The organism is Streptomyces sp. NPDC007901 (assembly GCF_042959465.1).
Taxonomy (GTDB): Bacteria; Actinomycetota; Actinomycetes; order Streptomycetales; family Streptomycetaceae; genus Streptomyces.
On record NZ_JBIBKW010000008.1, the window covers coordinates 112,979 to 130,381 of the forward strand.

A 17,403-nucleotide genomic window follows, 5' to 3' on the forward strand; every position below is an offset into this window, starting at 1 on the left:
GGCCTCCTCGCTCATCTGGGGAACTGGTTCGGGCCGGGTCAGCGCGCGACGCCGGTGACGGGCCGCTGGGCGGAGGCGGAGGCCTCGCGCTCCCCGGCCGTGGGCGAGAGCGCGACGAAGGCCGAGGTGAGGAACAGATAGGACCCGAGGCCGACGGCCAGGGGGAAGATGAACTGCATGGCCGTGGCCCCGGGCAGCGGGGTGCCGGAGGGGGTGACGCGCACGCTGACCGCGAACATCCCGGTGTAGTGCATGCTGCTGACGGCCGCGCCCATGACCAGGGAGGCGACGGTGACGGCCACGGGCGACTTGATGTTGAGGGCCGCCCACAGGGCCGCGGTCGCGGCGACCACGGCGATGAGGACGGAGAGTCCGACGAGCATCGGGTCGTAGCGCACGTCGCCGTGCAGCCGGACCGCCGCCATGCCGAGGTAGTGCATGCTGGCGACGCCCAGTCCGGTGGTGAGCCCGCCCAGCAGGAGTGCCCGGCCGCGGTCACGGCTGTAGCCGACGGCGAAGACGCCGGCGCTCACCACGACCACGGCGACGAGCAGGCTGAGGATGGTCAGCGGTACGTCGTAGCGGATGTCGGTGCCGCTCACGCTGAAGCCGAGCATGGCCACGAAGTGCATGGTCCAGATGCCGGTGCCGATCGCGGAGGCGGCGGTGAGGAGCCAGTTGCGGCGCGAGCGGCCGGTGCTGCCGAGCGCGCGGACGGTACAGCGCAGCCCCAGTGCGGCGCCTATGCAGGCCATCACGTACGACAGCACGGGGGTCAGCCAGCCGAAGGTGGCGTGGTCCAGGTGTCCCATGGCCCAGGGACGCTAGGGGGCATGGGAGCACAAAGGGGGCGCATTTCGAAAGGTGCCGCAATATGACTCAGAGATGTGCCGGAACGATCGCGTCCCGTTCGAACGTGCGCGCAGGAGCGTCCTCCGTGACGGTGAGGGATCATGCGGGACATGAGCGAAGACCACACACATGTCCGGGAGTTCTTCACCGCGCGGGCGGCCGGCTGGGACGGGAAATTCCCCGACGACGGTCCCGCGTACAGCGCCGCCGTCGGCGAGTTGGGGTTGCGCGCGGGTGACCGGGTGCTCGACGCGGGCTGCGGCACGGGGCGCGCGCTGCCGCCGCTGCGGGCGGCCGTGGGCCCCTCGGGCGCGGTGCTCGGAATGGACCTGACCCCGGCGATGCTCCAGGCCGCGGTGCGGGCCGGACGGGACCGCGCGGGCCGGCTGCTGCTCGCCGACGTCGCGGCGCTGCCGGTGCGTTCGGAGTCCCTCGACGCCGTGTTCGCCGCGGGCCTGATCGCCCATCTGCCCCGGCCCGCCGAGAATCTGCGGGAGTTGGCGCGCGTGGTCCGCCCCGGCGGCACGCTCGCGCTGTTCCACCCGATCGGCCGGGCCGCGCTGGCGGCGCGCCAGGGACGGCAGATCACGCCGGGCGACCTGCGCGCGGAGGGCAACCTCAGCCCCCTGCTGGCCGGTTCGGGCTGGCGCATGACGTCGTACGTCGACGAGGACGCCCGGTTCCTCGCGCTGGCGGTCCGCGGCGGCTGACCCGCAGCCGTGCCGATGGAGGCATTCCGGGGGGCGCCCCCTTCTGGTGCCGGAACTTCGACTCTACGTTCGGTAGGGGATGATGATTGTCCGAAGGCAACAACCGACAGGGGGAAGGTGGCCCGCGTGTTCGACCGGATCCGTAAGTACGCAGGCAGATTCCGTGGCACCGGGGGCGCCGGTGGCGCCGAGGTGCCGAAGCGGCCCGAGAGGCGTGCGCACAACTTGTTCGAGGCCGCGGCCGCCTATGTCGCGGCTCATGCGGAGGACGACCAGGACCGGATCGAGGAGGCGGCGGGCTGGGTGTCGCCGGAGGCGTTGTCGTTCGGTGTGAGCGAGCTGGCGTGCCGGGCAGTCCTCGCGCTGGCCCGGGAGCGCGACGAGTCGCCGCGGACGGTGGCGCGCGACCTCCTCGGGCTGCCGGTCGCCTGACCGATCGGCCGCCGTCTCGGTCGTTTCGTCCCGTCCTGGTGGAACGCTGCAGCTCCGCGTGTGGTGGCCGGTCGTGACAAGGGGCTTCCCGTCACACTAGGGTGCGCGCCGTTGGACGAACGAGTGGGAGGCAGGGATGGCCGGGACGGACGAGGAGGCCGTCGCCGCGGACGAGGCGCTGTACGTGCTCACGGCGGTGCTGCTGACGCCGGCGCAGTTTCCGAGCGTGCTGGGCGACGACTATCCGGAGGCCTGTGCGGCGCTGGAGCTGGCGCCGCGCGCCGACGGGTACGGCCTGGTGCTCGGCCAGGACGGCGAGGGGGCGCGCTGGACGGTCGTGATCGACGACGTCTCGCTGGTCGCCGTCGCGATCGCCTCCTGGGACTGCGGCATGGAGTACGACCTGTCGCCGGACGAGCGGACGGTGGTCGCCGCGCTGCCCGGGTGGCCGCTCGCGGTCGCCGTGGCGGCTCCGAACGTGCCCGCGCCGCACGACCCCGGCCCGGAGATGGCCGACCGCGCCCCGCTGGCCCCGCCGGACACCAGTACCTGGGGCCCGGCGCAGCGGCGACTGGGCGCCGACGAGATCGCCCTGCAGTGGGCGGTCTGGCGGGAGCAGATCGGCGACGACCACTTCTCGGCGCCACCGGCCCCGGCCGACGCCTCGGAAGCCCCCGAGGAGGCCCCGAAGGGCGCCGAGGGGGCCCCGGAAGCCGCCGAGGAGGCTTCCAAGGGGCACGCCGGGATCCGGCGCGTCCTGGCCGAGGCGTGGGCCTACCTGGACGCGCCGCCGCCACTGGGCCGGGTCCGCTCGTCGTTCGCCCCCGGCGACGCCCGTACGCTGCGTGCCGACGGGCCCGGCTGGTCGATGGTGGCCCGCACCGACGACATCGCCTTCGTGCTCCTCGACGAGGAGCCCGGCGAGGTCCTGCCCGTGGGCCGGGGCCCCGAGCTCCCCGGCCTGCTGGAAGCCCTCGACAAGATGGCCGTACGGCCCCTGTGAGCCCTCCTGGGCCGCATCCCCGCCGGAAGGGGGGGCGCGGCCCGGGTGGGTCGCTCAGCGGCCGATCTCCTTGCGCGTGACCCTGCGCAGCCTGCGCCGCTGCGAGGGGTCGAGGGCGAGGTACGCGGCCACCGGGACGCCCACCACGATGAGGAACGACACCCACCAGGGCAGCCATATCAGCAGGATGAGCCCGACCGCCACACCTCCTGCGGCGATCTTCGCGTTCTTCGACATCAGCGTCGCCTCCTCCGCGGCCGTTGCCGCTCTCTGATCTGAAAACGGGCCCGCGCTTCCCGCGGTTCCTGACCGCGACCCTGAGACATCCCTGACGAGCGACCCCTACTGGCCCCCGAGGGCCGAGTCGAACAGATTGTGAAGCAGTCCCGCTTCCAGCCTACCCACCCCCCAGAATCCTGCGGAAAACCCCACCTCCACAGGCCCGTTGGCCGGATGGTCGGCGCTGCCGGGCGTTCGTACGGTCCCGGTATGAAGCGAATGAGCAGGTTACTGGTGATCTCGGCGGTGTCGGTCGTGCTGGCGGCGAGCAGTGCGACGACCGTGGTTGCGCAGGAAGCGGCCGGGCCCCGGCCCGCCGCTGCCGCGCGGGAGGCGGCGGACGTGTCACGCGGCACGCTCATGTCCGTCGAACATCTGAGGACGCTCACCGCGCGGCAGGTCGCGGCCGAGTTGGCGGGGGACGAGGGCGGGGCCCGGGACACCGGCGCCGTGCGCCACGGACTGGACACCTTCCGGATCGTGTACCGCACGGTGGATCCGTACGGCCGTCCCACCACCGCCAGCGGGCTGCTGGCCCTGCCGCGCGGCGGCGATCGACGGCTGCGGACCGTGTCGTTCACCCACGGCACCGAGCTGTTCAAGGGCGATGTCGCCTCCGTCTCGGCCGACGCCTGGGGCCAGGCCCCCGCGCTGACGTACGCCTCCGCCGGATTCGCCGCGGTGCTCCCCGACTACCTCGGTCTGGGCCTGGGTCCCGGCCCTCACCCCTGGATGGACGTGCCCTCGGAGACGACGGCCGCCCTGGACATGCTGCGCGCCTCCCGCACCGCCGCGGCCCAGCGGGGGCGGGAGCTGCGGCGCGGGGTGCTCGCCACCGGCTTCTCCCAGGGTGCCTCGGCGGCGCTGGGACTGGCCCGGTCGCTGCAGGCGGGGGACGACGACTGGTTCCGGCTCCGCGCGGTGGCACCCGTCAGCGGTGCCTACGCGTTCCGGGACGCGGAGCTGCCCGCGCTGCTCGCCGGGCGGACGGAGCCGAAGGCGAGTGTGATCTACACGGCGCTGGCCCTGGTGTCCTTCAACCGCCTGCACCACCTGTACGACACACCGGCCGAGGTGTTCCGGGCGCCGTACGACCGCACGATCGACGGCCTGCTGGACGGTACACACACCGGCCAGGAGGTCGTGGCCGGCACCCCGGACTCGCTCGACGGGCTGCTCACCGCCCACGGCCGGGCCATGCTGGCGCACCCCACCGGACGGCTGGCGGCGGCCCTACGGATCACCGACGGTGTGTGCTCCGACTGGACACCCGAGGCTCCGGTCCGGCTCTACTACGCCGACGGGGACGAGCAGGCCGTCAACGCGAACACGACCCACTGCCGGGCCGCGCTGCGCGCCCACGGCGTCGACGCCCCGCTGGTCGACCTCGGCACCCCGGACTACGGCGGTTCCCGCCACCTGGGCTCCCAACAGGCGGGAACCGCCGCCGTGGTGCGGTGGTTCAGGTCCCTGCGGTAGACGGGCACGGGCAAGCCGCGGAATCCGAGAATCCGCCGATCGCGGGCCGAAAAACGATGATCGCCGAGTCGCGGTCGTCCTCCGTTCACCAACTGGTCGAACAGCGTTCCTTGTAAGGCCCAACTCTGGCCGCTGCCAACGAACTTGTTTCCAGGAGGCCCGATGTCCCCGCACGCCACCGGCAGACGCCGCGTCCACCGTTCCGTCGCGACGGGTCTGCCCCTGGCCCTGGCCGCCGCCCTCGTGGCGGCGGGCACGGCCGACGCCTCGTCGTCCGGCGCGGCGCACGTCACCCGCACCGCCGTCCTCGGCGACATACCGCTCGGCACGTTCAGCAACGCGCTGCTCCCGGGCACCGTGGACAACGACCGGGGTATCGACCTCGGCGGCATCGGCAGCGACATCTACCCGGCCGGCCGCAAGGGCGAATACTGGACGGTCACCGACCGGGGGCCCAACGGCCAGATCAAGGTGGACGGCAAGAAGCGCCGGACCTTCCCGGTGCCCGGCTTCGACCCGGCGATCGTGAAGATCCGCGTCTCCGGCGACACCCTCAAGGTGATCGGCGCCCTGCCGATCACCACGTCCTCCGGCAAGGCCGTCACCGGTCTGTCCAACCAGGCGGGCCGGGACGAGGCGCCGTACTCCTACGACGCCAAGACCTCACTGTCGTACAACCCGAACGGCCTGGACACCGAGGGCATCGTCCGCGCGGCGGACGGCACCTTCTGGCTGGTCGACGAGTACGGCCCGTCGCTGGTCCACGTCTCCGCGCGTGGGCAGGTGCTCACGCGGTACGTGCCCAAGGGGCTGAACCTCACCGGCGCCGACTACCCGGTGGTGGAGGCGCTGCCCTCCGTGCTGCTGCACCGGAAGATCAACCGCGGCTTCGAGGGCCTGGCCCTGCTGCCCGACGGCGATCTCGTGATGGCGCTGCAGAGCCCGCTGTCGCTGCCCGACGGGGACGCCGGGGACGCCTCGCTCAACACCCGTCTGCTGCGTTTCTCGCCCCGCAAGAAGGCGGTCACGGCCGAGTACGCCTACCGCTTCGACCCGGTGAACGTCGTGGACCCGAGCGAGGACGACACCTCCGAGCTGAAGATCTCTTCGGTGGTGGCCGTCGGCGGTGACCGACTGCTCGTCGAGGAGCGCACCGACAAGGCCGCGCGCCTCGAGCTGGTCAAGCTGGACCGCAAGTCCAATATCCTCGGCGGCGCGTACGACGACGACACCACGTCTCCGTCGCTGGAGCAGTTGGACGACCCGGCGGCGGCCGGTGTCCCGGTGCTCGACAAGCGCCTCGTCGTCGACCTGAACACCGTGACCGGGGTGCCGCTGAAGATCGAGGGCATCGCGCGTGTGGACCACGACACGCTCGCCCTGATCAACGACAACGACTTCGGGATGACGGACGGAACGGGCGCGTTCGACGCGCAGGGCCGCCTGGTCGACAGCGGCATCGAGACGACCCTGGTGTACGTCCGGCTGCCCAAGGGCCTGTAGCCGGCCCGGCAGAGATCAATCCAGCAAGGGTCACCCCAGCAGGGACGGCAGCACCGACTCCAGACCGCTCTGCAGCTCGCTGGGGAGCCCCGAGGGCCACTCCGAGGGGAGTTCGCTCGGCAGCCGCGACGGCAGGCTGCTGGGCAGCTCGGTCGGGAGGCCGATCGAGGGGCGGGGCGAGCCGGAGGTGCTCGGGCTGCTCGTGGTGGGCTTCTTGCCGGGTGAGCCGTCGCCACCGGACGCCATCAGGACGACGGCGGCGACGGCCACGGCGGCCACCAGCACGACCAGGACGGCGAACAGCGGTCCCCTGCGCCGGCGGGGGCGCTCGGGAGGCGGCGGCGTCCAGCCCACGGCGGTGGGCGGGTCGTCACCCCCGGCAGGCGGCCCCGCGGGCGGCCCGAAGCCGCCGCCCGACGGTGGTCCGAAGCCGCCGCCCGAGGGTGGTCCGAAACCCCCGTACGCGGGCGGGTCGTAGCCCCCGTCCGGGGGCGGGGTGCCGTTCGGCGGGCCGGGCGGTCGTGGCGGTACGGGCGGCATGGCCATACCGCCAAGAGTCACCGCGTACCGGTCATCGCGTAAGGCCCGCGCGGGAGTTGATACGGACTGATGCCATGGATCGCATGATTCCGGAGCAATTCCCGCACGAGCCGACCGTGCGGGCACGGATTGCGACACGCGCGCGTGAGGGCGTCCGCTCCGGGAGCGGTCCGCACGCGCGCGTGCGTGGTCAGCCCCGGGCGCCGAGCAGGTGGTCCATCGCCAGCTGGTCGAGCTGCTCGAAGGCCATCCCGCGCGCGGCGACCGCGTCCGCGTCGAACTCCTCGAAGGCCGTACGGTCCGCGAGGAGCGACTGGAGGCCGTCCGCGGCGGTCGGCTGGGCCAGCTGGTCCAGGCGGGAGGCGCGCAGGGCTTCCTGGACCTCCGGGTCCGCGCGGAAGGCGGCGGCGCGCTCCTTGAGGATCAGGTAGTTGCGCATGCAGCCGGCGGCCGACGCCCACACACCGTCGAGGTCCTCGGTCCGCGGCGGCTTGAAGTCGAAGTGCTTCGGGCCCTCGTAGCCGGCGCTCTCCAGGAGGTCGACCAACCAGAAGGCGGCACGCAGGTCGCCGGCGCCGAAGCGCAGGTCCTGGTCGTACTTGATGCCGGACTGGCCGTTGAGGTCGATGTGGAAGAGCTTGCCCGCCCACAGCGCCTGGGCGATGCCGTGCGGGAAGTTCAGGCCGGCCATCTGCTCGTGGCCCACCTCGGGGTTCACGCCGTACAGCTCGGGGCGCTCCAGGCGCTCGATGAACGCGAGCGCGTGGCCGACGGTGGGGAGCAGGATGTCGCCGCGCGGCTCGTTCGGCTTGGGCTCGATGGCGAAGCGCAGGTCGTAGCCCTGGGCGGTGACGTACTCGCCAAGGAGGTCGAAGGCCTCCTTCATGCGGTCGAGAGCGACCCGCACGTCCTTGGCGGCACCGGACTCGGCGCCCTCGCGGCCGCCCCAGGCGACGTACGTCTTGGCGCCCAGCTCGGCGGCCAGATCGATGTTGCGGATGGTCTTGCGCAGCGCGTAACGGCGCACCTCGCGGTCGTTCGCGGTGAACGCGCCGTCCTTGAAGACCGGGTGGGTGAAGAGGTTGGTGGTGGCCATCGGGACGGTCATGCCGGTCGCGTCGAGGGCCTGGCGGAAGCGCTTGATGTGCGATTCGCGCTCGGTGTCCGAGGACCCGAAGGGGATCAGGTCGTCGTCGTGGAACGTCACACCGTAGGCGCCCAGTTCGGACAGGCGCTGCACCGTCTCGACCGGGTCGAGGGCGCGGCGGGTGGCGTCGCCGAACGGGTCCCTTCCCTGCCAGCCGACGGTCCACAGGCCGAAGGTGAACCTGTCCTCGGGGGTGGGCTGGAAGCTCATGCCGCGGCTCCTTGCGTGATGCCTGTGCTGGGTGAGTGTGCTTGTCGACGGTCGGGGGACTGTCGGGCCGACTATTTCGTCATGGCCGTTTACAAATTAGTATGCCGACGCATCCCTGGGAAGGGTCACCCTGTCCCCGAGGGATGAAATCCGGGTCGCGACACCCCGGTGAACCAGGAAAACTGCAGGTCAGGGAAACCGCGAGGCGCGGAAAAAGGGAGAGAGCCCGATGTCAGCAGCCGAGGGTCCGCTCGTCGTCGGCGTGGACACGTCCACCCAGTCCACCAAGGCGCTGGTGGTCGACGCGTCCACCGGAGAGGTCGTGGCGAGCGGTCAGGCGCCGCACACCGTGTCCTCCGGGGCGGGCCGGGAGAGCGATCCGCGCCAGTGGTGGGACGCGCTGTGCGAGGCGCTGCGCCAGTGCGGTGACGCGGCGCACGAGGCGGCCGCCGTGTCGATCGGCGGGCAGCAGCACGGTCTGGTCACACTGGACGAGCGGGGCGAGCCGGTGCGGCCCGCGCTGCTGTGGAACGACGTCCGTTCGGCGCCGCAGGCCCAGCGGCTGATCGAGGAGCTGGGCGGTCCGAAGGCGTGGGCGGAGCGCACCGGGAGTGTGCCGGGGGCTTCGTTCACGGTCACCAAGTGGGCCTGGCTCGCGGAGCACGAGCCGGAGGCGGTGCGCGCGACCAGGGCCGTACGGCTCCCCCACGACTACCTCACCGAGCGTCTGACCGGGCTGGGCACCACCGACCGCGGTGACGCCTCGGGCACCGGCTGGTGGGCGTCGGCGACCGAGGCGTACGACGAGGAGACCCTGGCGCATGTGGGTCTGGACCCGGCGTTCCTGCCGCGGGTGGTCCGCCCGGGCGAGGTCGCGGGCACCGTCCGGGACAGTCACGACCTGCCCTTCTCCAAGGGCACCCTGGTCGCCCCCGGCACCGGCGACAACGCGGCCGCCGCGCTGGGCCTCGGGCTGCGCCCCGGCACGCCGGTGCTGAGCCTCGGCACGTCGGGCACGGTGTACGCGGTCTCGAAGCACCGCCCGGCCGACCCGACCGGGACCGTCGCGGGCTTCGCCGACGCGCACGGCAACTGGCTGCCGCTGGCCTGCACGCTGAACTGCACCCTCGCGGTCGACCGGGTCGCGGCGCTCCTCGGCCGGGACCGCGAGGCCGTCGAGCCCGGTACTTCGGTCACCCTGCTGCCGTACCTGGACGGCGAGCGCACCCCGAACCTGCCGCACGCCTCCGGGCTGCTGCACGGTCTGCGCCACGACACCACCGCCGGCCAGCTCCTCCAGGCCGCCTACGACGGTGCCGTGCACGCCCTGCTGGGCGCCCTGGACCTGGTGCTGGACCAGGACGCCGACCGGACCACCCCGCTGCTGCTGATCGGCGGCGGCGCCCGGGGCCGCGCCTGGCAGGAGACGGTGCGGCGGCTGTCCGGGCGTCCGGTGCAGGTGCCCGAGGCGAAGGAGCTGGTCGCGCTGGGTGCCGCGGCGCAGGCGGCCGGGCTGCTCACCGGGGAGGACCCGGCCTCGGTGGCACGGCGCTGGAACACGGCGGCGGGGCCGGTGCTGGACGCGGTGGAGCGGGACGACGCGACGCTGGCCAGGATCTCCGGGGTACTCTCCGACGCGGCCCCCCTGCTGGAGCGGGCGCCCGAGGACCGCTGACCACTGACCGGCGGGGACCGTCCGACCGGCGGAGGACCGTCCGGAGGATCAGAGGATTGATGGAGGCATGACCGCACCGCTGCACGAGACCCGCCCGACGTCGAACGGCCGTGCCCTGCCGGACACCCAGCAGGGCATGCGCCGGCGCAACCTCGCGCGCGTGCTGCACGCGGTCAGCGCCGAGGGCTCGCTGTCGCGGGCCGCGGTCGCCTCGCGCATCGGCCTGACCAGGGCGGCGGTGTCGACCCTGGTCGACGAGCTGATCCGCTGGGGGCTCCTGGAGGAGCTCGGCCCCGAGCGGCCGAGCCGGGTCGGGCGGCCGGGCTCGGCGCTCGCGGTGAGCGGGCGCGGCCCGGCCGGTATCGGGGCGGAGGTCGGGGTCGACCATCTCGCCGTGTGCGCGGTGGACCTGCGCGGAGAGGTACGCGCGCGTGCCGTGCGGCACGGCGCGAACCGGGGCCGTGATCCACGGCCGGTGATCGAGGCGCTGACCGCGCTGGTCCGCCGGGTCGTGGCCGAAGCCGAGGGCGAGGGCCTGTGGCCGGCCGGCCTCGCGGTCGCCGTCCCCGGCCTGGTCGCCCGCGACGGGCACACGGTCGTGCACGCCCCGAACCTCGACTGGCACGACACCGACCTCGGCGCGCTGCTGCCCGCCGGCCTCCCGCTGACGGTGGACAACGAGGCCAACTTCGGCGCCCTCGCCGAGCTGTGGCTCGGGGACGCCACACCCCGCGACTTCCTGCATGTGTCCGCGGAGATCGGCATCGGCGCCGCGGTCGTCGTGGACGGGCAGTTGCTGCGCGGGAACCGCGGTTTCGCGGGTGAGCTCGGCCATGTGCCGGTCCATCCCGACGGGCCGCGCTGCGCCTGCGGCGGACGCGGGTGCCTGGAGCAGTACGCCGGTGAGGAGGCGGTGCTGCGTGCGGCCGGCCTCGAGTCGCGCGAGGACGCGGTGGGCCTGCTCGCACAGCGGGCGGGCGCGGACCACGAGGGTGTACGACGCGCCCTGCACGACGCCGGTACGGCGCTGGGCATCGCCCTGACCGGCGCCGTCAATCTCCTCGACCCCGAGTCCGTGGTCCTGGGCGGCGCCCTGGCCGGCCTCGCCCCCTGGCTGCTCCCGTCCCTGGAAGCCGAACTGGCCGACCGTACGACAGGCCCTGCCTGCCCGGTCGCCGTCTCCCGGCTGGGCCCCGAGGGCCCGCTCCTGGGCGCGGCCCACTCGGTGGTCCGCGCCGTCCTGGACGATCCGGCGACGGTGGCGGAACGGGTCTGACGCCGGCCCGGCCGCACCCCCGGACCCGACCGCACTTCACCCGTCCGAGTGGCGAGGTTTTCCACAACTCCCGTCCCGTCCACGGAACCACCCGGCGCTCTTCTGCCCAACTCGCGAGCGCCGTACCGTGATTCACGCGAAGCGGTCCGTGGGACCGTCGGATTCACGCACGTCGGGGGGTGTGTATGGCCGGAGAGGTGACCGCGGGGCTGCGGCGGGACGCGATCGGTCTGCGTGAGGTGCTGTTCCAGAGCATCACGGCGATGGCGCCGGCCGCCGCCGTCGCCGCGTCCATTCCCTCGGGGGCGGCCTTCGCCGGCGGCAGTCTGCCGCTGTCGGTGCTGGTCGCCCTGGTGGCCTGTCTGTTCACCGCGTCGTGCGTCGCCGAGCTGGCACGGGAGTTACCCGCGGCGGGCTCCGTGGCCACGTACGCGGCGCGGGGGCTGCACCCGGCCGTGGGGTTCCTCGTCGGCTGGGGGTACGTGTTCGTGGAGGCGCTGGTCCCCCCGTTGCTGCTGCTCCAGCTCGGGTTCACCACGGCGGGAACCCTGCACGACGAGTGGGCCGCCTACCCGGCGGACCTGTGGTGGCCGTGGTCGCTGGCCGGTGCCGCCGTCATCGCCGTCGCCGGGTATCTGGGAGTGCGCGCCTCGGCCCGTTTCGGAACCGTCCTCGGGATCTTCGAGATCGCGGTCTTCCTGGTCTTCGCCGGCTGGCTGATCGGGAAGGCCGGTGACCACAACACCCTCTCCGTGTTCGGTACCTCGCATACGGCACCGGGGCACGGCGGGGTGAGCGGGATCTTCGCCGGCTCCGTGTACACCGTGCTGGCCTTCGCCGGCTTCGAGGCGGCCGCGCCGCTCGCCGAGGAGACCCGGGACCCACGCCGCACGATGCACCGCGCGGTGCTCGGCGCGGCCCTGGGCATCGGTCTGTTCTACGTGGTGACGACCTACGCGATGACCGTGTACTTCGGCCCGGACCGGTTCGCCTCCTTCGGAGCGGCGGGCGACGCCTCCTGGGAGGGGGTCGCCCGGGCCTCCTTCGGTCTCTTCTGGGTCCTCGTGTTCCTCGCGGTGGTCAACTCGACGATCGCCAACGCCAACGCCTGCGCCAACGTGTCCACGCGGACGGCGTTCGCGCTGGCCCGGATCCGGGTCCTGCCGCGGGTCCTCGCCACGCTCCACCCCCGGTACCGCTCCCCCGTCGCCGGGATCGCGGTCCAGACGGTGGTGGCCGTCGGCGCCGTGCTGGGGCTGGGCTTCGGCTACGACCCGGTGACCGCGTTCCTGCTGCTGGCCACGGTGATCGTCACGGTCGTCGTCGGCGTCTACATCGTCGTCAACCTCGCCTGTGCCGGTTACTTCCTGCGGCGCGGCCGCGCTGCCCTGCGTCCGCTACGCCACCTGGTCCTCCCGCTGCTGGGCATCGTGGCCTTCGTGCCCGCCCTGCTCACCGCGGCCGGCCTGCCCGTCTTCGACTTCGTGACGAAGCTGACCGCGCCGGTGTCGTACGCCGGTCCGGTGGTCGGCGTCTGGATGGCGGCCGGAGCGGTCGTGCTCCTGGTACTGATACGCCGTCACCCCGAGCGCATAGCCGAGACCGCGCGTGTCCACCTCGACGAGGACGGCCCTGCCGTCCCCGACCTGAAGAGCGGAGACCTTCCACGATGACCGACCCCCGTGTCCTCACCGTCCGGCCCGGACCGGGCGAGTACGCGTGGACGTTCGGCGGCGCGCCGCCGGTGGCGCGGATCGCACCCGGCACGGTGCTCGACCTGTACACGGAGGACTGCTTCGCCGGACGGGTGCGGTCCGAGAAGGACCTGGTGTCCGAGGTGTGCGAGTTCCCGTTTCTCAACCCGCAGACCGGGCCCTTCCACATCGAGGGCGCGGAGCCGGGCGACACGGTCGCCGTGCACTTCGTGTCGATCGAACCGGCCCGCGACTGGGCGGCGTCGACGACGGTCCCCCTGTTCGGCGCGCTCACCTCGACGCACACCACGGCCACCCTCCAGCCACCGCTGCCGGAGACGGTCTGGATCTGGCAGCTGGACCGGACCCGGCGCACGGCCCTGTTCCGGGCGCACGAGGGCGACCTCGAGCTGGAGCTGCCGATGGACCCGATGCACGGCACGGTCGGGGTGGCCCCCGCCAACCTGGAGGTCCGGTCCGCCCTGGTGCCCGACGCGCACGGCGGGAACATGGACACGCCCGAGATGCGGGCCGGAGTCACCTGCTACCTGGGGGTCAACGTCGAGGGAGCGCTGCTCAGCCTCGGCGACGGGCACGCCCGGCAGGGCGAGGGCGAGACCTGCGGGGTCGCCGTCGAGTGTTCGACGGCGACCAGGGCCTTCATCGGGCCGCGGCGGGCGGTCAGCCGTTTGTAGCGGGCCTGCAGGTAGGTGTCCTTGGTCCTGGCAGCGCCGAAGGCCGCCAGGCCGAGGACGCCTTTGAGGTAGGGGTTGCCGGGGCGGACCTTGGTGTTCTTGGTGCGGCCGGCGGACTCGTGGTGGCCGGGGCAGACCCCGGCCCAGGAGGCGAGGTGCCGGGCGGAACACGCCAGTCGCCCAGGACGCCGTCGAGGCAGTCCTGCACCGGCCCGGACAGGCCGCACTGAGCCAGCCTGCGGACAATGGCCCTGCGAAGCCCGGACGACCACTGTGACTTCCCTGACGCTCACCGAGGCGTTCTCGGGTCTGTGCTCAAAGAGTGCCACCTGCCACTGACAACCGGACGGACGCATTCAGCTTCTTGTGCCGACTGAGGCTGTCACACGCATGTCGGCCCTGCGTCAAGCAGGCCTCGCGACCCGGTCGGCGACCTCCGACAATACCCACATCGACACCCCCAGTCCCGAGCGAAGACGGCCATACCGGACGGCAATCTGGTCGCGAAGCAGCGTCGCAGATCTGTGGTGGTCCATCCCGATAACATCCGTGCCTGACGCACACAAGCACCGCGGGTCGCAAGGAGCACAGGATGGCCGCTGGACTGCCCTTGGAAGATATCCGTCTCGGTGCGCTCGTCAGCCGTCGGAGTCAGCTACCCCTCAGTCCGCCCCTTTCTGCCCCCGAGGTCTTGCCCTTCAGTGAGCTGTCCCCGCCTGTGTTCGAGCGCGTGGTCGGCGAGGTCATGTGGCTTGTCGACGGGATGAACGATATCCGTGGCTACGGCCGATCCGGGCAGGACCAGGGCGGACTCGACCTTGTCGGCAGGCGGAAAGGGCAGACGCACGTCTACCAGGTGCGCAGGATCGTCTCCCTCTCGGCGCCAGCACTCCGTGCGGCCGTCACCGACTTCACCGGCCCGCCCCGCACCACCACCCCCGACGAGGGGTGGTCCGAACGACGCTTCGATGCGGTGCGTTTCGTCCTGGCGACGGGGTGCGTCATCGACGACACTGCCGTGGAAGACGTGCTCGTCGCCCTGCAGGAGAACTACCAGGGCGACATAGACATTGACTTCTACGACGCAGGCGCCCTTTCCCGGTTCCTGCGGGAACGCCCGTACCTTGTCGCTGGTGTCTTCGGTCCGGAATGGGCCAAGGCGTTCTGCGGGGTGGAGGCCCCACCGATTCCGACCCTGCCGCATGGCTACGCGCTGTTGAACGACCCGCTCGAGCACCTGGGCCTGGCGGACGCCCTGCACCGCGCGCAGCAACTCGCGGAGACGGAGCCGGGGCCGGCTGCCGAGCTCTTCGGCGATCTGGCGCTTGAACTCGAACAGGCCTCATTCACCGGACATGCCGACCAGTTGCGCACACGGCAGCGCGACCTGCTGGCGTCTGCAGGACAGGCCGACGCGGCCTTCACCGTCGCGGCCACGTTGATGCTCGACCGGTACGAAACCGGCGACCGCATGTTCGTGGATCAGCGCCTGGAACGGCTGGCTTCGGACGCCGGCGGTACCGCATCCAAGATTTATGTGGTCTTGAAGGCGCTGGCGGACTGGTTCGAGTACGGATACGACCTCGCGCCAGTCACGACCGCGCTTGTGGCTGTGGTGCAGGCGGGCGATCCCCTGGCAGCCCGCCTGGTGCTGGCGGTGATCGAGCAGATCGTTGCCGATGACCACCCCGACGATCATCCGGTGGGGCTGGCTGATCTGGCTTCCGAGGTTGTCACCTCTCAGGCAGGGATTTCACGGATCCGGTTGGAGTGCTGCCTGGCGGACCTGGCGATACGAGCCGGAAAGAGCCCGGAAGAGGCCTATGCCGACCTCGACCGGCGCGCTCTGGGCGGCCGCATGCCGGAACGCTCTGCGGTCCTGGTGTACATGCGCCGTGGACGCGCCCTGGCCCTTGCAGACCTCGGAAGCGAGGCCATCGAGGTCTACCGGCGCGCTGTGCTGGCCGCTACCCGAGAGGGTCTGGGAGGCGACGCCCGGCACGCCCTGCGGTCCATTTCCTTTCTGTCCGACCAGTACAACGCCGGATTCAGGGAATCGTCCCAGGCCATGCTCTCGGCCCGCACGGTCGGCGCCAAGGGCGCGCGGCTCATCGACCTCTCCTTCAACCCGGCCGTCAGCGCGCTGGAAGCCCTGGTCGACGACAGGCTGCCGGATGCCTTGCGGTCCTCACATCAGTGGCTGTGGCAGGACCGGATCTCCGGTGCGCTGACCGACGAGAACCTCGCCCACCAACGCTACGGCGAAGTCTTCAACCGCGCCGGAGAAACAAAGCACGCCGTGCGTCAACTCGTCCTTGCCGGCCGCAGGAAGGACGCGCGCTCCGCCGCCGCATCGCTTCTCGAGTACCTCGATGTATGCGGCCTTCTGGAGGTGCGGGCGCGGTGGGTACGCAGCGCGGCCGCAGCGGTGATCGGCCAGCAGGCGGATCTCATTCCTGATGACGCCGTCACGGGCATCGCGGCCCGCCTGACGGAGATCGTCACCACAGGGGCGCAGACGGGGCTGACCGGCATCCACCCGGTCCAGGAGGCTCTCGGAGCGCTTGCAGCGCTCGATGAGCGGCTGCCGGCGGCCTCAGCGCAACAGGTGCTGCCCCTGTTGGTCGCTTGGATTCCCAGAGAGCCGGGCATCTCCCGGCTCGCCGACGAACAGATGCTGGCTTTCCTCGGTGCCTGCATCAAGGCCAAACTGCCTGTAGCCGACCAGGCCGCCCAAGGCCTGCTGGAGGCATGGAAGCTAGACATAAAAGGCGCTGAAGGTCTGCTTGCCGGCCTGCAAGCCCACCTGCCGTCGGCCGTGCCAGTGGTGCGCCAACGGGCGCAGCAAGGGCACCGCGGGGCCACGGCCCTCCTGGCCGACTGGCAGGTGGACGACCCGTCTGTCCCGGAGACCGCCCAGGAACTGGCCGACACGGTGCTGGCCGAACCGGTGGGGACCCTACGCCCTTTCTATGCCATGGGAACCACCGCACGGCAGTGCGCGGCCTACCTCACGGCGTGCTCCAACGGCCAAAGCAGCCTGGGCACAGGCGAGTCGGCCAGAGTCTTGCGCGAACGCGTCGCAGCGCACCTGCTGTTGTGGGCCGAAGACCGCAACGACATTGCCGACCGGCGCTCCGAGGCCGTTCACGCATTGTCCATCCTCGCTGAAACCCTATCGGCGCCCGTGCGAGACGACACGTTCCGACGGCTCATGGACCTGTACCAAGATCTCACAGAGCGTCCGACCAACGCCCTCGACCGACACACCCAGCACCCCCTGAGCCGCGTCAAGATCAACACTGGAGGAGACTGGCGTCTGCCCGCAGAGATCCTGTACGCCACCGCCGTCTTCGCCACCACGGCCGAACAAGCCATCCGCGTCGAACAGCGTCTGCTCCCGCACCTGATCCATCCCGAACAAAAACCAGGCCACGGCCGGCTGCAAGCACAGACCTTGCTCGCACTAGACCGCCTGATCCCCGCGCCGACATCCCTGACGGCCGCCCACCCCTCACCGTTCATGCGGCAGACCGCCGTGATCTGCTGGGGCCGCGCCGATCACCGGGATCCGTCTCTGGCACGCACCTTCGCCGAGGACTTCAACACCGGCGTCCGCCACAACCTGGCCCACACCCTCGCCCAACTCCCCTCGGACGAACGCCTTGAGTACCAAGCCATCACCGAGCGGCTCCGCACCGACAACAGCGCACGCGTCCGCCGAGCCATCGCGCTGAATCCATAAACACGAAGCTACCGCCGCAAAACAGCGCCCGAGGCAACGACGACATACACGCCATCGGCCCCGTGAGTGTCGCCTCAATCCACGCGACAGGGTCTACCGCACGATCGGGTGACATCTTGACCTGGGCCCTGCCTCACCTCTGGGGTTCCAGTTCTGGTGGCTA

General features: G+C 71.7%; 13 protein-coding genes and 2 pseudogenes. 10 read left to right on the top strand and 5 right to left on the bottom strand.

What is annotated here, in order from left to right; translation table 11 throughout:
- Positions 1-38: 38 nt before the first annotated feature.
- A complete protein-coding gene (locus tag ACFZDK_RS25995) occupies positions 39-812 on the bottom strand; it encodes an MHYT domain-containing protein (protein ID WP_390976078.1) in 774 nt (257 codons plus the stop codon).
- Positions 813-962: 150 nt separating this feature from the next.
- Between ACFZDK_RS25995 and ACFZDK_RS26000 the strand changes: the two genes are divergently transcribed.
- The 3 genes from ACFZDK_RS26000 (at position 963) to ACFZDK_RS26010 (ending at position 2,997) form a co-directional block, all read left to right on the top strand.
- Positions 963-1,562 (top strand): methyltransferase domain-containing protein, encoded by a 600-nt coding sequence (locus tag ACFZDK_RS26000; protein WP_390976080.1) that lies wholly within the window; start codon positions 963-965, stop codon positions 1,560-1,562.
- A 126-nt stretch (positions 1,563-1,688) separates the two neighbouring features.
- A complete protein-coding gene (locus ACFZDK_RS26005) occupies positions 1,689-1,994 on the top strand; it encodes a hypothetical protein (RefSeq protein ID WP_390976082.1) in 306 nt (101 codons plus the stop codon).
- Positions 1,995-2,130: 136 nt separating this feature from the next.
- The gene (locus tag ACFZDK_RS26010) at positions 2,131-2,997 is read left to right on the top strand and encodes a hypothetical protein (protein ID WP_390976083.1); all 867 of its coding nucleotides are present in this window, start codon (positions 2,131-2,133) and stop codon (positions 2,995-2,997) included.
- Between the two features lie 54 nt (positions 2,998-3,051).
- On the opposite strand, the gene ACFZDK_RS26015 is transcribed toward ACFZDK_RS26010, so the two are convergent.
- The gene (locus ACFZDK_RS26015; protein ID WP_359219823.1) at positions 3,052-3,234 is read right to left on the bottom strand and encodes a hypothetical protein; all 183 of its coding nucleotides are present in this window, start codon (positions 3,232-3,234) and stop codon (positions 3,052-3,054) included.
- A 252-nt stretch (positions 3,235-3,486) separates the two neighbouring features.
- On the opposite strand from ACFZDK_RS26015, the gene ACFZDK_RS26020 reads away from it, so the two are divergent.
- On the top strand, positions 3,487-4,755 hold the full coding sequence (locus ACFZDK_RS26020; RefSeq protein WP_390976085.1) for an alpha/beta hydrolase family protein: 1,269 nt from the start codon (positions 3,487-3,489) through the stop codon (positions 4,753-4,755).
- Between the two features lie 162 nt (positions 4,756-4,917).
- Entirely contained in the window at positions 4,918-6,258 is a 1,341-nt protein-coding gene (locus tag ACFZDK_RS26025; protein ID WP_390976086.1) for an esterase-like activity of phytase family protein, read from the top strand.
- A 30-nt stretch (positions 6,259-6,288) separates the two neighbouring features.
- Here ACFZDK_RS26025 and ACFZDK_RS26030 read toward each other — a convergent pair whose 3' ends face one another.
- Positions 6,289-6,804: a hypothetical protein gene (locus ACFZDK_RS26030; RefSeq protein WP_390976088.1), complete on the bottom strand. Its 516-nt coding sequence runs from the start codon at positions 6,802-6,804 to the stop codon at positions 6,289-6,291.
- A gap of 184 nt (positions 6,805-6,988) precedes the next feature.
- Positions 6,989-8,155 carry a xylose isomerase gene (gene xylA / locus ACFZDK_RS26035; RefSeq protein ID WP_390976090.1) on the bottom strand — a complete coding sequence of 389 codons (1,167 nt, stop codon included), beginning with the start codon at positions 8,153-8,155 and terminating at the stop codon, positions 6,989-6,991.
- A gap of 229 nt (positions 8,156-8,384) precedes the next feature.
- Here xylA and xylB point away from each other — a divergent pair, with 229 nt between their 5' ends.
- The 4 genes and pseudogenes from xylB to ACFZDK_RS26055 form a co-directional block, all read left to right on the top strand.
- A complete protein-coding gene (gene xylB / locus ACFZDK_RS26040) occupies positions 8,385-9,830 on the top strand; it encodes a xylulokinase (protein ID WP_390976092.1) in 1,446 nt (481 codons plus the stop codon).
- Positions 9,831-9,897: 67 nt separating this feature from the next.
- A complete protein-coding gene (locus tag ACFZDK_RS26045) occupies positions 9,898-11,106 on the top strand; it encodes an ROK family protein (RefSeq protein WP_390976094.1) in 1,209 nt (402 codons plus the stop codon).
- A gap of 185 nt (positions 11,107-11,291) precedes the next feature.
- Complete coding sequence (locus ACFZDK_RS26050) at positions 11,292-12,779, top strand: amino acid permease (protein WP_390976096.1); 1,488 nt, start codon at positions 11,292-11,294, stop codon at positions 12,777-12,779.
- Positions 12,776-13,453, top strand: a pseudogene (locus ACFZDK_RS26055) (acetamidase/formamidase family protein); the annotation flags it as partial. The gene ACFZDK_RS26050 and the pseudogene ACFZDK_RS26055, both read left to right, overlap by 4 nt.
- Here the strand turns inward: ACFZDK_RS26055 and ACFZDK_RS26060 are convergent.
- A pseudogene (locus tag ACFZDK_RS26060) lies at positions 13,426-13,662 on the bottom strand (transposase); the annotation flags it as partial. The pseudogenes ACFZDK_RS26055 and ACFZDK_RS26060 sit on opposite strands and share 28 nt — an antisense overlap.
- 425 nt (positions 13,663-14,087) lie before the next feature.
- Here ACFZDK_RS26060 and ACFZDK_RS26065 point away from each other — a divergent pair.
- Positions 14,088-17,240 carry a hypothetical protein gene (locus ACFZDK_RS26065; RefSeq protein WP_390976098.1) on the top strand — a complete coding sequence of 1,051 codons (3,153 nt, stop codon included), beginning with the start codon at positions 14,088-14,090 and terminating at the stop codon, positions 17,238-17,240.
- Positions 17,241-17,403 lie beyond the last annotated feature (163 nt).

What these genes read in the sequence shown, in the direction of transcription:
- ACFZDK_RS26030 (WP_390976088.1), bottom strand. Translation starts at nt 6,804, where the DNA reads ATGGCCATGCCGCCCGTACCGCCACGACCGCCCGGCCCGCCGAACGGC.
- ACFZDK_RS26015 (WP_359219823.1), bottom strand. Translation starts at nt 3,234, where the DNA reads ATGTCGAAGAACGCGAAGATCGCCGCAGGAGGTGTGGCGGTCGGGCTC.
- ACFZDK_RS26050 (WP_390976096.1), top strand. Translation starts at nt 11,292, where the DNA reads ATGGCCGGAGAGGTGACCGCGGGGCTGCGGCGGGACGCGATCGGTCTG.
- ACFZDK_RS26020 (WP_390976085.1), top strand. Translation starts at nt 3,487, where the DNA reads ATGAAGCGAATGAGCAGGTTACTGGTGATCTCGGCGGTGTCGGTCGTG.
- ACFZDK_RS26045 (WP_390976094.1), top strand. Translation starts at nt 9,898, where the DNA reads ATGACCGCACCGCTGCACGAGACCCGCCCGACGTCGAACGGCCGTGCC.
- xylB (WP_390976092.1), top strand. Translation starts at nt 8,385, where the DNA reads ATGTCAGCAGCCGAGGGTCCGCTCGTCGTCGGCGTGGACACGTCCACC.
- ACFZDK_RS26065 (WP_390976098.1), top strand. Translation starts at nt 14,088, where the DNA reads ATGGCCGCTGGACTGCCCTTGGAAGATATCCGTCTCGGTGCGCTCGTC.
- ACFZDK_RS26000 (WP_390976080.1), top strand. Translation starts at nt 963, where the DNA reads ATGAGCGAAGACCACACACATGTCCGGGAGTTCTTCACCGCGCGGGCG.
- xylA (WP_390976090.1), bottom strand. Translation starts at nt 8,155, where the DNA reads ATGAGCTTCCAGCCCACCCCCGAGGACAGGTTCACCTTCGGCCTGTGG.
- ACFZDK_RS25995 (WP_390976078.1), bottom strand. Translation starts at nt 812, where the DNA reads ATGGGACACCTGGACCACGCCACCTTCGGCTGGCTGACCCCCGTGCTG.
- ACFZDK_RS26010 (WP_390976083.1), top strand. Translation starts at nt 2,131, where the DNA reads ATGGCCGGGACGGACGAGGAGGCCGTCGCCGCGGACGAGGCGCTGTAC.
- ACFZDK_RS26025 (WP_390976086.1), top strand. Translation starts at nt 4,918, where the DNA reads ATGTCCCCGCACGCCACCGGCAGACGCCGCGTCCACCGTTCCGTCGCG.